The 13,569-nt window shown below is 63.6% G+C and carries 11 protein-coding genes and 1 pseudogene; 8 read left to right on the top strand and 4 right to left on the bottom strand.

Annotation, left to right across the window (positions count from 1 at the left end):
- The first annotated feature begins 80 nt into the window (after positions 1–80).
- Positions 81–1,760 (top strand): formate--tetrahydrofolate ligase, encoded by a 1,680-nt coding sequence (locus tag GB927_RS13680; protein WP_256117567.1) that lies wholly within the window; start codon positions 81–83, stop codon positions 1,758–1,760.
- Positions 1,761–1,799: 39 nt separating this feature from the next.
- On the opposite strand, the gene GB927_RS13675 is transcribed toward GB927_RS13680, so the two are convergent.
- The 3 genes from GB927_RS13675 to GB927_RS13665 form a co-directional block, all read right to left on the bottom strand.
- Complete coding sequence (locus GB927_RS13675) at positions 1,800–2,306, bottom strand: DUF1993 domain-containing protein (RefSeq protein WP_256117566.1); 507 nt, start codon at positions 2,304–2,306, stop codon at positions 1,800–1,802.
- 203 nt (positions 2,307–2,509) lie between these two features.
- Positions 2,510–3,265 (bottom strand): extensin-like domain-containing protein, encoded by a 756-nt coding sequence (locus GB927_RS13670; RefSeq protein ID WP_256117564.1) that lies wholly within the window; start codon positions 3,263–3,265, stop codon positions 2,510–2,512.
- Between the two features lie 132 nt (positions 3,266–3,397).
- Positions 3,398–3,706 carry a hypothetical protein gene (locus GB927_RS13665; RefSeq protein ID WP_256117563.1) on the bottom strand — a complete coding sequence of 103 codons (309 nt, stop codon included), beginning with the start codon at positions 3,704–3,706 and terminating at the stop codon, positions 3,398–3,400.
- Between GB927_RS13665 and GB927_RS13660 the strand changes: the two genes are divergently transcribed.
- The 4 genes from GB927_RS13660 (at position 3,693) to queF (ending at position 7,805) form a co-directional block, all read left to right on the top strand.
- Positions 3,693–3,989: a hypothetical protein gene (locus tag GB927_RS13660; RefSeq protein ID WP_256117562.1), complete on the top strand. Its 297-nt coding sequence runs from the start codon at positions 3,693–3,695 to the stop codon at positions 3,987–3,989. The genes GB927_RS13665 and GB927_RS13660 overlap by 14 nt on opposite strands.
- Positions 3,990–4,103: 114 nt before the next feature.
- On the top strand, positions 4,104–6,293 hold the full coding sequence (locus GB927_RS13655) for an anthranilate synthase (RefSeq protein ID WP_256117561.1): 2,190 nt from the start codon (positions 4,104–4,106) through the stop codon (positions 6,291–6,293).
- A gap of 133 nt (positions 6,294–6,426) precedes the next feature.
- Positions 6,427–7,338 carry a cation diffusion facilitator family transporter gene (locus tag GB927_RS13650; protein WP_256117560.1) on the top strand — a complete coding sequence of 304 codons (912 nt, stop codon included), beginning with the start codon at positions 6,427–6,429 and terminating at the stop codon, positions 7,336–7,338.
- A 2-nt stretch (positions 7,339–7,340) separates the two neighbouring features.
- A complete protein-coding gene (gene queF, locus GB927_RS13645; RefSeq protein WP_256117558.1) occupies positions 7,341–7,805 on the top strand; it encodes a preQ(1) synthase in 465 nt (154 codons plus the stop codon).
- A 32-nt stretch (positions 7,806–7,837) separates the two neighbouring features.
- Here queF and GB927_RS13640 read toward each other — a convergent pair whose 3' ends face one another.
- On the bottom strand, positions 7,838–8,416 hold the full coding sequence (locus GB927_RS13640; protein ID WP_256117557.1) for a HupE/UreJ family protein: 579 nt from the start codon (positions 8,414–8,416) through the stop codon (positions 7,838–7,840).
- A gap of 243 nt (positions 8,417–8,659) precedes the next feature.
- Between GB927_RS13640 and GB927_RS13635 the strand changes: the two genes are divergently transcribed.
- From GB927_RS13635 to GB927_RS13625, 3 genes and pseudogenes are all read left to right on the top strand, one after another.
- On the top strand, positions 8,660–9,238 hold the full coding sequence (locus GB927_RS13635) for an ATP-dependent Clp protease proteolytic subunit (protein ID WP_256117556.1): 579 nt from the start codon (positions 8,660–8,662) through the stop codon (positions 9,236–9,238).
- Positions 9,239–9,627: 389 nt separating this feature from the next.
- A complete protein-coding gene (gene leuA, locus GB927_RS13630) occupies positions 9,628–11,337 on the top strand; it encodes a 2-isopropylmalate synthase (RefSeq protein ID WP_256117555.1) in 1,710 nt (569 codons plus the stop codon).
- 297 nt (positions 11,338–11,634) lie between these two features.
- A pseudogene (locus tag GB927_RS13625) lies at positions 11,635–13,554 on the top strand (methyl-accepting chemotaxis protein).
- The last annotated feature ends 15 nt before the right edge of the window (positions 13,555–13,569 follow it).

Raw genomic sequence — 13,569 nt, 5'->3', positions numbered from 1 at the left:
TGGCAAATAACAAGGGAAAACGCCGCCTTCGGGAGAGGAGACCCGGCTGCGGACGTTTTGCCAAAAGGGAGCGACACTGCATGGCCGACGTGAAATCCGACATCGAAATTGCCCGCGCCGCAAGCAAGAAACCGATCATCGAGATCGGCGGCAAGCTCGGCATTCCGCCCGAGCACCTGCTGCCCTATGGCCATGACAAGGCGAAGATCAGCGCCGAGTTCATCGCCGCGCAGAAGGGCAAGAAGAACGGCAAGCTGATCCTCGTCACCGCCATCAATCCGACGCCGGCGGGCGAGGGCAAGACGACGACGACGGTCGGGCTTGGCGACGGCCTCAACCGCATCGGCAAAAAGGCCATCACCTGCATCCGCGAAGCCTCGCTCGGCCCGTGCTTCGGCGTGAAGGGCGGGGCTGCCGGCGGCGGTTATGCGCAGGTCGTGCCGATGGAGGACATGAACCTCCACTTCACCGGTGATTTCCACGCCATCACCTCGGCGCACAACCTGCTCTCCGCGCTGATCGACAACCATATCTACTGGGGCAACGAGCAGAACATCGACATCCGCCGCATCGCCTGGCGGCGCGTGATGGATATGAACGACCGGGCGCTGCGCCACATCGTCGGCTCGCTCGGCGGCGTGGCCAACGGCTATCCGCGCGAGACGGGTTTCGACATCACGGTGGCCTCCGAAGTCATGGCGATCCTGTGTCTTTCGATGGACCTCAAGGATCTCGAAAAGCGCCTCGGCAACATCATCATCGGCTATCGCCGCGACAAGTCGCCGGTCTTCGCCCGCGATATCAAGGCGGACGGGGCGATGACGGTGCTGCTCAAGGACGCCATGCAGCCGAACCTCGTGCAGACGCTGGAGAACAACCCGGCCTTCGTGCACGGCGGCCCCTTCGCCAATATCGCGCATGGCTGTAACTCGGTGATCGCGACGACCACGGCACTGAAGCTTGCCGACTATGTGGTGACGGAAGCCGGTTTCGGCGCCGATCTCGGGGCAGAAAAATTCTTCGACATCAAGTGCCGCAAGGCCGGGCTGAAGCCGGATGCGGCGGTCATCGTCGCCACCGTGCGCGCCATGAAGATGAATGGCGGCATCAAGAAGGATGAACTCGGCAAGGAGAATATCGAAGCGGTCCGCAAGGGCTGCGCGAACCTTGGCCGCCATGTGCAGAACGTCAAGAAGTTCGGCGTGCCCGTCGTCGTCGCCATCAACCACTTCATCTCGGATACGGATGCGGAAATCCAGGCGGTGAAGGATTATGTGGCGACGCTCGGTGCCGAGGCGATCCTTTGCAAACACTGGGCGCAGGGCTCCGCTGGCATCGAGGCGCTGGCGCACCGGATCGTCGAGCTTGCGGAATCCGGCCTGTCGCAGTTCTCGCCGCTCTATCCGGATGAGATGCCGCTGTTCCAGAAGATCGAGACGATCGCCAAGGACATCTACCATGCCGGCGAGGTCATCGCCGACAAGTCGGTGCGCGACCAGTTGCGTGTCTGGGAGGACCAGGGTTACGGCCACCTGCCGGTGTGCATGGCGAAGACACAATATTCCTTCTCGACCGACCCGAACCTGCGCGGCGCGCCCTCCGGCCATACGGTGCCGGTGCGCGAGGTGCGGCTATCGGCCGGCGCCGGCTTCGTCGTCGTCATCACGGGCGAGATCATGACCATGCCGGGCCTGCCCAAGGTGCCGTCCTCAGAGAAGATCTTTTTGAACGAAGAAGGTTTTATCGAGGGCCTGTTCTGACGAAAAGAGGGGCGCTTCGGCGCCCCTCTCGCTTTCGGCTTACGTGCGGCCGAGGAAGTCGAGTTTGCCGACGGGCACGCCGTTGTGGCGCAGGATCGCGTAGGCGGTCGTGAGGTGGAAGTAAAAATTCGGCAGCGCGAAGGTCAGCAGATAGTCCTTGCCGGTGTAGGTCACATCCTGGCCGCGCGACTTTATGACGACCGTGCGTTCCGCGGCACCCTCGAAGCCCGATTCCGGCACGGTGGCGAGATAGGAGACGGTCTTTGCGATGCGGGTGCGCAGGTCGGCCAGCGTCGTCTCGTCATCGGGGAAGCTCGGAGCGTCCGTGCCGGTGAGGCGGGAGGCGGCGCCCTTTGCCGTGTCGCTCAGGCGCTGGATCTGGCCGGCGAGCGAGAGCATGTCGGGCGAGAGGCGGGCATTCACCAGCACGTCCGTCTTGATCTTCTTTTCTTCCGCAAAGGCCTCGGCCTTGTCCAGCAGTTTCGTCAGCACGGTGAAGCCGCGCTGGAAGGTAGGGATCGAGATTTCGTAGGGGGAGATCGACATGGTGGGGACCTTTGAGGTGGAATGATTGGGCCGGAGCCGGCCGCCCTACAGATAGGTGCCGCCACACCGCCTTTTGAGGAGCGCTAGAACATTTCCGCTTTTCTTCGAATCGCGAAAACGCCCTATCTCTTTGTTTTAACGAAATTCCGGACGCAAAACCGCTGCGCACTTTTGCTGGAATTACTCTAGGAAATAAACGCTGCCTACCAGCAATAGCGGTAGCCGCCGCGCCGTTCCTTCACGTCGAGATGCAGGTGGTTCTGGTGGGCGGCGTCGCTGCCGGGGTCGAGCACGGTCGTGAAATAGAGGCAGGCGGCCTCGGTGATGGCGCGCTGGAAGGCGCCTTCCATGGTGGAATCCTTGTCGGCCGGGCGGATGGTGAGGGTCTTGCCGCTCTTCAGCGTGAAGCCCGCCACATCCACCGCATTGCCGAAAGCGTGTTCGGAAATCCTGCCCTCTTCGGCGCCGTTGCGGTTCTTGCAGACATAGGCGGAGGCCTGGGCGAGGACCGTGATCGTCTCGCCCGGCATGGCGGCTTCGAGCGACGGTTTGACCGATCCTTCCATCCAGCGCGAAAGCTGGAGCGCGGTGTCGCAGCGCACCGTCGCCTCGGGCTCGACCTTGATGCCGCCCGGCAGGCCCTTTAGCAGCACCGGCTTGTCGATGCCGCAGGCCTTGCCATCCTCGACGGCGGGCGCCTCCTCGAAGGTCGCGCCGATGGTTTTGAGCTCCGCCCGACACGCCGCCTGTTCCTGGCCGTCTTCCTGCGGGCGCTCCTTGGCCTTGTCTTCCTCTTCCTTCGCCTTGCGCGCGGCCTCGGCCTTCGCGGCGTCGTCCTTTACGGCCTTGTCGGGCACGGCTTGATCGGGCGTCTCCTTGGCGTCTTCCTTGACCTGCTGTTCCGGCCGGGTAGCGGGCAGCGGGCCTTCCTTCGGCAGGTCGGCAGCGCCGGTGAGCACCAGCGTGGCGGCAAGCAGAACTATGCGATGGAGCGTTGCGATGGGTCCGTCCCCCGGCTGATTATATCAGCCGACAGGCTGATCGTATCAGCGGGGAAACGCCGGGGAATGGATTTGGTTGCCGGATTTTCGTTAGATGCCGGCGCCGTACACGATTTCCATGGAGGGCGGGCAGGAGCCGGCACAGTCGTCGATGATCGTGCGCACGCGTTCGATGAGGTGGATGCTGTCGCCGGCGTCGTTGTTTTCGATGAGCTCGAGGAACAGCCGCACCATGGCGTGCGCCTCGTCGACCGTGCGCGGCTCATGGCGATAGATCGCATCGAAGACGCTGGCGATGCGGCCGTCCAGCGCCTTGAATTCGGGGGACTCGTATTGCTCGATCGTATCCGCCAGCAGGAGCTGCATTTCGCGGAACTGTTCCACCATGACGGAAACCATGGGTATTTACCTTGATATCAATACTCTTCTCTGGCCGCCATTAGCACATGCTCAAGAAAGGAGCAAATGCCGCGGCATGGTGAAAATTCGCCATATTGACAGATTGTTTCGCCGCACTAAGCCGCCACGCATGGTGTGTAACGGCCGGTGGTGCGCCGGCGCAACATCCGGAAAGCCAGCGGTAAACGGCCGCAATCGGTCTTGCGCGCCGCAAAACTTCAGGCTAACACTCGTCGCCATGGAAAAGATGATCATCATTGCTGGTTGGTGGTGGGCTCGCTGAGGCGGCCTTGACCAGTCATGCGTGATTGAGACGACAAGCCGCCCGAAACCTTCGAGGCGGCTTTTGCTTTTTTAAGCCGCCTTCAAGGGAGCGGGCCTGAAACGGAGTTGGGGAATGGCCACGAAAATTCTGGAAGACGGCGCGGAAGCCTACGAGACGAAGGGCGGCGTGACCGTCACGCGTCGTCGTCGCGCCACAGATTACGCGAACTCGATTTCCGCCTATGTCGACAAGCTCGACGAGCGGCGCGGCGCGGTCTTCTCGTCGAACTATGAATATCCCGGCCGCTACACCCGCTGGGACACCGCCGTCGTCGATCCGCCGCTCGGCATCTCCTCCTTCGGCCGCGCCGTCTGGATCGAAGCGTATAATGCGCGCGGCGAGGTGCTGCTTTCCCTGATCGCCGATCGCCTGGCCGCGGTGCCGGAACTCGCTCTCGGCGCCCGCACGGCGACGCGTCTCGATCTCGACGTGAACCTGCCCGACCGGGTCTTCACCGAGGAAGAGCGCTCCAAGATGCCGACGGTGTTCACGGTGCTGCGCGCCGTCACCGACCTCTTCCATTCTGACCAGGATGCCAGCCTCGGCCTCTACGGCGCCTTCGGCTACGACCTCGCCTTCCAGTTCGACGCGATCGACCTGAAGCTGAAGCGCCCGGACGACCAGCGCGACATGGTGCTTTTTCTGCCGGACGAAATCCTCGTCGTCGACCACTATGCCGCCAAGGCCTGGATCGACCGCTATGATTTCGCCAAGGACGGGCTTTCGACGGAAGGCAAGGGCGAGGCGATCGAGCCCGAGCCGTTCCAGACGGTCGATGTCATCCCACCGCATGGCGATCATCGCCCCGGCGAATATGCCGAGCTCGTCGTCAAGGCGAAGGAAAGTTTTCGCCGCGGCGACCTGTTTGAAGTGGTGCCTGGCCAGAAATTCTTCGAGCGCTGCGAGAGCAAGCCGTCGGAAATTTCCAAGCGGCTCAAGGCGATCAATCCGTCGCCCTATTCGTTCTTCATCAATCTCGGCAACCAGGAATATCTCGTCGGCGCCTCGCCGGAAATGTTCGTGCGCGTGTCCGGCCGGCGCATCGAGACCTGCCCGATCTCCGGCACGATCAAGCGCGGCGAAGACCCGATCGCCGATTCGGAACAGATCCTGAAGCTGCTCAATTCGAAGAAGGACGAATCCGAGCTCACCATGTGCTCGGACGTCGATCGCAACGACAAGAGCCGCGTCTGCGAGCCGGGCTCCGTCAAGGTCATCGGCCGCCGGCAGATCGAGATGTATTCGCGCCTCATCCACACCGTCGATCATATTGAAGGCCGCCTGCGCGACGACATGGACGCCTTCGACGGCTTCCTGTCGCATGCCTGGGCCGTCACCGTCACCGGCGCACCAAAGCTGTGGGCGATGCGCTTCATCGAGGCGCATGAGAAGAGCCCGCGCGCATGGTATGGTGGGGCAATCGGCATGGTCGGCTTCAACGGCGACATGAACACGGGGCTGACGCTGCGCACCATCCGCATCAAGGACGGCATTGCGGAAGTGCGGGCCGGCGCGACGCTGCTCTACGATTCGAACCCGGAAGAAGAAGAAGCCGAAACCGAACTGAAGGCATCCGCCATGATTGCAGCCATCCGTGACGCCAAGGCCGGCAATGCCGCGAAGGTCCAGCGCGACGTCGCCTCCGTCGGGGCGGGGGTGAACATCCTGCTCGTCGACCACGAGGACAGCTTCGTGCACACGCTGGCCAACTACTTCCGCCAGACCGGCGCGAATGTGACGACGGTGCGCACGCCGGTGCCGGGGGAGGTGTTCGACCGCCTGAAGCCGGACCTCGTCGTGCTGTCGCCCGGCCCCGGCACGCCGAAGGATTTCGACTGCAAGGCGACGATCAAGAAGGCGCGCGCCCGCAACCTCCCGATCTTCGGCGTCTGCCTCGGCCTCCAGGCGCTCGCCGAGGCCTATGGCGGGGATTTGCGCCAGCTCGCCATTCCCATGCACGGTAAGCCCTCGCGCATCCGCGTGCTGGAGCCCGGCATCGTCTTTTCCGGCCTCGGCCGCGAGGTGACGGTCGGCCGTTACCACTCGATCTTCGCCGATCCCTCGACCCTGCCGCGCGATTTCATCATCACGGCGGAGAGCGAGGACGGCACGATCATGGGCATCGAACATGCCAGCGAACCGGTCGCCGCGGTGCAGTTCCATCCGGAATCGATCATGACGCTCGGCCAGGATGCCGGCATGCGCATGATCGAGAACGTGGTGGCGCACCTGTCCAAAAAAGCCAAGGTAAAAGCCGCCTGAGGCTTTGACAAAACGGCCGAACTGGCCGATAGCAGGCCCAAGAGAAAACCGCGTGCACGTCCCCGTGCGCGCGGTTTTGCGTTGATGGGCACGGCTTTTGCAACTCGGTTGCATCTGCATGGAAAGAACGGCCATGGAAAACACGGATAGCAAGACGGTCAAGCGGCTGGCGCTGTGGGGCATTCCGCTGTCGCTCGGCGTGATGGGGCTGAAGCTCGTCGCCTGGTGGGTGACGGGTTCGGTGGCGCTGCTCTCGGATGGCATGGAATCGAGCGTCAACGTGGTTGCCGCCATCGTCGCCTTCGCGGCCATCACCTATGCGGCAAAGCCCGCCGACAAGACGCATCCCTTCGGCCACCACAAGGCGGAATATCTTTCGGCGGTTCTGGAGGGCGTGCTGATCGTCGTCGCGGCGCTGCTTATCGTTGCGGAAGCGCTGCCCGCGGTCATGGCGCCGACGCCGATCGAAGCGCCGGCGCTCGGCCTCGCCATCAACTTCCTGGCAGGCGTCATCAATGCGATCTGGGCCTTCGTGCTCATCCGCGCCGGCCGGCGCTATCGCTCGCCGGCGCTGTCGGCGGATGGCCAGCATATCCTGTCCGACGTCGTCACATCGATCGGCGTGCTCGTCGGCCTCGTGCTGGCGATCGCGACGGGCTATGCGGTGCTCGATCCGCTGCTGGCGGTGCTCGTTGCGCTCAACATTCTCTACCAGGGCTGGAAGGTCATCGCGCATTCGGTCGACGGGCTGATGGACCATGCGGTGGAGCCGGAGGAAGCCGATGCCATCCAGGCGGCCATCGCCGCCCATGGCGCGGGCTCGCTCGGCGTGCACGACCTGAAGACGCGGCGGGCAGGCTCGGCGACCTTCGTCGATTTCCATCTGGTCGTGCCGGCGTCGATGCCGGTCGGGCAGGCGCATGATATCTGCGACCGGCTGGAGGATGCCATCCGCGCCGTCCAGCCCGGCGCGCAGATCGCCATCCATGTCGAGCCCGAGACGGAAAAGGCGCATGGTATCAGGGTCAAGATCGAGGAGGCATGACGATGAGCAAGACGGACGTATCGGGACTGTCGCAACTGGGGCAGGCGGTGGAGCTTCCCGTCAATCCGGACACCGCGGTGCTGGAAAAGGTGCCGAGCAACCACGCCGGCACGGATTTCGTCGTGCGCTTCACGGCGCCGGAATTCACCTCGCTCTGCCCGATGACCGGCCAGCCGGACTTCGCGCATATCGTCATCGACTATGTGCCGGATGGCTGGCTGGTCGAATCGAAGTCGCTGAAGCTTTACCTGCATTCCTTCCGCAACCATGGCGCCTTCCACGAGGATTGCACGATCGACATCGCCAAGCGGCTCGTCGATCTCTTGCAGCCGAAATGGCTGAGGATCGGCGCCTACTGGTATCCGCGCGGCGGCATTCCGATCGACGTGTTCTGGCAGACGGGGGAGGCGCCGAAGGGCGTCTGGCTGCCCGACCAGGGCGTGCAGCCCTATCGCGGACGCGGATAAGGCGGCGGCGGTTGCCCGCCGCCTCTTAAAAATCAGCCGAAGGCGAGGGCGAGGCCGGCGAGTGCCGTTGCGCCACCGATGATACGGGCCGCGATCGCGCCGCCGGAAAGCCGCGCGATGCCGAGACCAAGCCCGATGCCGGCGCCATGCAGCAGCGCGGTCGCGATGACGAAGCCGATGCCGAAGGACAGCGCGCCGGCCGATCCGAGTTCGCCGCCATGGGCATGGCCGTGGAAGAGCGCGAAGACAGCGACGATCGCGGCCGACACGACCGTGTCGAGCTTCACCGCCATGGCGACGAGCAGGCCTAGGGCCACGACCGAGGCGAGGATGGCGGGCTCGACGAAGGGCAGGGCGATGCCGGCGAGCGCAAGGCTGAAGCCGAGCGCCATGGTCGCAACGAAGGCGGTGGGCACGGCCCACAGCGCCTTGCCACCGATCTGCGCCGCCCAGAGGCCGACGGCGACCATGACGAGGATATGGTCGAGGCCGAACAGCGGATGCGAGAAGCCGGCCATGAAGGAGCCGTGCTCTTGCGGGTTGAGATGGGCAAAGGCCGGTGCCGTCGTGGCGGCGAGCGCTGCAAGCGCCAGCGTGATGCGTCTGATCATGGTGTCCCCTGTTGCGCCGGTGGGAGCCCCGGCGTTTTGTCAATGAGAACCGCATCCTAGGAGCTAGGCTCCGGGCAAGTCCATACGCAAATTGCGTAAGTGCGGGCGGCGGCATTTACCCTGTTTTCCGGTGGCGCGGACGTGCTCTATCGCGCGCTATCGGTTTTGTTGCATTGTCTTGGCCGGTGAGTCGCATTATCTGACAGCGACAGGACTATTCTGACGAGCAATCGGAGATTTTGCATGAGCGACGAGGACGACAAGAAGACGGAACTGCCCCTGGGCAAGGAAACGGAGGCGAACCTTTTCAAGTCGCGTTCGATCTTCATCTATGGGCCGATCAACCAGGAACTGGCGCAGAAGGTCTGCTCGCAGCTCGTGGCGCTCGCCGCCGCCAGCGACGAGGACATCCGCATCTACGTGAATTCGCCGGGCGGCCATGTCGAATCGGGCGATTCGATCCATGACATGATCAAGTTCATCAAGCCGAAGGTCTGGATGATCGGCACGGGCTGGGTCGCCTCCGCCGGTGCGCTGATCTATGTCGCGACGCCGAAGGAACGCCGGCTTTGCCTGCCGAACACCCGCTTCCTGCTTCATCAACCGTCGGGCGGCACCCGTGGCATGGCGTCTGACATCGAGATCCAGGCCCGCGAAATCATCAAGATGAACGAGCGCCTGAACCGGATCTTCGCCGAGGCCACCGGCCAGCCGATCGAGAAGATCGCCAAGGACACGGACCGCGACTACTGGCTTTCGGCCGAAGAGGCCAAGGGCTACGGCCTGGTCTCACGCATCGTCACCTCGCAGGGCGACATCTGAGGCTTTCCGCCTTTCCGAATTGACGAAGCCCTCCCGTCGTGGAGGGCTTTTTCTTTTGGGCGCTTGCGCTTTGCGCCTCCCGCCGGTATAGACGGCCTCATGTTGAAGACCAGCGCACAGATCATCGAACGAGTTTCCCGCGGCAGCGCAGCTGTTCGTGAGCGTTCGCGCGGCTTCTCCTCGCTTCTTCTTCTCGGCCTTACGCGCGGTTGCCGGGTTCGTTGAGGAGCGCCCGGCGGCCGAAAAGCCCGCCCAGGCCATAGCTCCTCGTTTCACCCTACGCATTAATTCCGGTTTGGCCGCCCACGGCCAGCATTCGCCGTCGCAAAATGCGCACGCTTGCGCTAAGACGCTTTCGCGAATGCCGGGACGACGAAGAGACGAAGACGATGATTTTGAAGACCCATACGCCCAAGCAGGGCATGCCCGAGGCCGCCGCCAAGTACCAGGCCTACCCGACCATCAACATCCCGGACCGCACCTGGCCCGGCAAGGTGATCACCGAGGCGCCGATCTGGTGTTCGGTGGACCTGCGCGACGGCAACCAGTCGCTGATCAACCCGATGGGCCACGACCGCAAGGCCCGCATGTTCCAGCTCTTGCTCGACATGGGTTTCAAGGAAATCGAGATCGGTTTCCCCTCCGCCTCGCAGACCGATTTCGACTTCGCCCGCTGGTGCGTCGAGCAGGGCAACGTGCCAAAGGATGTTTCCCTCCAGGTGCTGGTGCAGTGCCGGCCGGAGCTGATCACCCGCACCTTCGAGGCGCTGGAAGGCGCGCATAACCCGATCATCCACTTCTACAATTCCACCAGCGAGTTGCAGCGCCGCGTGGTGTTTGCCAAGGATGTTTCCGGCATCAAGCAGATCGCGACCGATGCGGCCAAGATGATCACCGACATGGCCGCCATGGCCGGCGGCGGCTACCGCTTCGAATATTCGCCGGAAAGCTTCACCGGCACCGAGCTGGAAGTGGCGCTCGAGATCTGCAACGCGGTCGTCGAGATCGTCAAGCCGACGGCCGACAACAAGCTGATCCTCAACCTGCCCTCGACCGTCGAGATGGCGACGCCCAACATCTATGCCGACCAGATCGAGTGGATGTGCCGCAACATCGACAACCGCGAGAACGTCATCATCTCGCTGCACCCGCACAACGACCGCGGCACCGGCATCGCCGCCACCGAACTCGCCTTGATGGCGGGTGCGGACCGCGTCGAAGGCACGCTGTTCGGCAATGGCGAGCGCACCGGCAATGTCGACGTCGTCACGCTGGCCTTGAACATGTACACGCAGGGCGTCGATCCCAAGCTCGACTGCTCCGACATCGAGCGCATCAAGGCGGTCTACGAATATTCCAACGAGATGGCCATTCCCGAGCGCCACCCCTATGTCGGCGAACTTGTCTACACGGCCTTCTCCGGCTCGCACCAGGACGCCATCAACAAGGGCATGAAGGCCATCAAGAAGGCCAACAAGCCGCTTTGGGAAGTGCCCTACCTGCCGATCGACCCGCAGGATGTCGGCCGCTCCTACGAGGCGATCATCCGCATCAACTCGCAGTCCGGCAAGGGTGGCATCGCCTATATCCTGCAGGAAGACTACGGCATCAACCTGCCGCGCAACCTGCAGGTCGAGTTCCGCGAGGAAATCCAGCGCATCACCGACGAGGAGGGCGTGGAGCTGCCCTCGAAGCGCATCCACCAGAGCTTCATGGATCGGTATGTCACGCAGCCCGGCACGCGCCTGCGCTTCGTCGATCACCACACCTATCCGGACGATGCCGGTCAGAAAGGCACGCGCATCGTTGCGGCCGAGGTCACCGACGGCGGCGAGACGAAGCGCATCGAAGGCAAGGGCACCGGCCCGATCGACGGCTTCATCAACGCGCTGTCGATCTATCTCGGCATCCCGATGTCCGTGGCGGATTATTCCGAGCATTCGCTCCAGCACGGCTCGAACGCCGCCGCCATCGCCTATGTGGAAGTCGAGCATCCGGGCGGCAAACTGTTCGGCGTCGGCATCAACACCAACATCGTGACGGCCTCGCTCGAAGCCATCGTTTCGGCCGCCAACCGCGTGCTCGCGATCCGCGGCTGAGCCGTTTGCGCGTCACAATCGAATGCGCCCCGGTCGCCTTGCGGCCGGGGTTTTTTGTATCAGTACATTCTTAACTATCCTGTGAAATATTATAGTTCATAGCGAAAGGCTGCCTCGATCGATGAGGTGGCGGCAATGATTGCTTGATCGCGGAGCTGCCTCTGGCGGCCGATACCCATTGCGTGCGCGGCGCGAAAAGCCGCAAATTTCTGCTTTTCAGGACATTACGGAATGCCAGTCGCGACCCGGCTTATGGCTGGCCATGTCGCGTGGCTACTCATCGGGGGAGATGTGACTATGGGCATGCGCTTCGGAATTTCCACCCGTCTCGGGCTAGGCTTCGGCTTTCTCGTCGTTTTGATGATGGTGTTGACGTGGACATCGGTCTCGCAGGTCAACAGCATCAACCACGACCTTGGCCGCATCAACGATGTTAACAGCGTCAAGCAGCGTTTCGCGATCAACTATCGCGGCAGCGTGCACGACCGCGCCATCGCCATCCGTGACGTGGTGCTCGTCAGTTCGGACGACGAGCGCAAGGAGGCGATCGCGCTGATCGACAAGCTCGCCGCCACCTATGCCGAAAACGAAAAGAAGATGGCGGACATGGTGACGCCGCCCGATGGTGCAACCGCCGAGGAACGCACGATCCTCGCGGAAATCGCCGACATCCAGGCGAAGACCAATCCGCTCGTGGCCGAGATCATCGATCTGATCGCCAAGGGCGACGCGGCAAACGCACATACTGTGCTGCTCGAAAAGGCCCGTCCGCTCTTCGTCTCCTGGCTCGGCGCCATCAACAAGTTCATCGACTACCAAGAGAACCTCAACAAGACGATCGGCGGCGATGTCCGCACGTCGGCGAGCGGCTTCGGGAACCTGGCGATGATCGAGCTTTCGGTCGCCGTCGTGCTGGCGCTTGCCGCTGCCTTCCTGGCGAGCCGCTCGATCACGCGCCCGGTCGGCCAGCTGCGCGCCACGCTTGGGGCAATGGCCCGCGGCGAACTGGACAGCTAGTCGGTGACCGACGGCCGCAAGGACGAGATCGGCGACCTGGCGCGCGCCGTTGCCGAGGTTCGCGATGCGACCCGCGCCCGGGCTGACGAACGCTCGCGTGTCGATGCAGACCGCGCCGCCGCCGAGCATGCCCGCATGAGCGCCGATGCGGATGCCCGCTCCATCCAGGCCTCGCGCACCGCGACCGCTGTCGGCGAGATCGGGCTCGCCCTCGAAGAGATGGCAAACGGCCGCCTCGACTACCGCATCACGCAGGGCTTCGACGCCGAACTCGATACGCTGCGCGTCAACTTCAACGCCTCGATCGGCAAGTTGCAGGAGACCGTCGAGGCGATCGGCCGCATTGCCGGCTCCATCGATGCCGGTGCCCGCGAGATCAGCGGTGCCACCAACGATCTCGCCCGCCGCACGGAGCAGCAGGCGGCCTCCGTCGAGGAGACGGCGGCGGCGCTGGACGAGATATCGACGACGGTCGCCGACTCGACCAAGCGGGCGGAAGAGGCGGGCTCGCTCGTTGCCGAAACCCGCCGCAACGCGGAAAAGTCCGGTGACGTCGTCGCCCAGGCGGTTGCCGCAATGGGCGAGATCGAGCGCTCGTCCACCGAGATCAACAACATCATCAGCGTCATCGACGACATCGCCTTCCAGACAAACCTGCTGGCGCTCAATGCCGGCGTCGAGGCGGCGCGGGCCGGCGAGGCGGGCAAGGGTTTTGCCGTCGTCGCGCAGGAGGTCCGTGAACTCGCCCAGCGCTCCGCCACGGCGGCAAAGGAGATCAAGCAATTGATCAACAGTTCCGGCGAACAGGTCCGCGCCGGCGTGTCCCTCGTCGGGCAGACCGGCACGGCGCTGACGGGCATCGTCTCCGGCGTGCAGGAGATCAACCGTCACGTCGTCTCGATCGTGGAGGCTGCCCGTGAGCAGGCGACCGCGCTGAAGGAGATCAACGCCGCCGTCAACAGCATGGACCAGTCGATCCAGCAGAACGCGGCGATGGTAGAGGAGACATCCGCCGCCAGCCAGACGCTTGCAAGCGAATCCGTCTCGCTTTCCGGCCTGCTCGCGCAGTTCCGCGACGGCGGCCAGCGCCGCCCGGCAGCGGTTGCGTCGTCGCAGGCCCGCTCCGCGCCGGCACGGCGTTCCGCACCGGCGTCACACGGCAATGCGGCCCTCAAGGCGAGCGAATGGGAAGACTTCTGATCGTTGCAGCGATCT

The organism is Shinella lacus (genome assembly GCF_010994755.1).
Classification (GTDB): Bacteria; Pseudomonadota; Alphaproteobacteria; order Rhizobiales; family Rhizobiaceae; genus Shinella; species Shinella lacus.
Note: the sequence above shows the minus strand (reverse complement) of the source record. Positions and strands in the feature narration are given on the sequence as shown.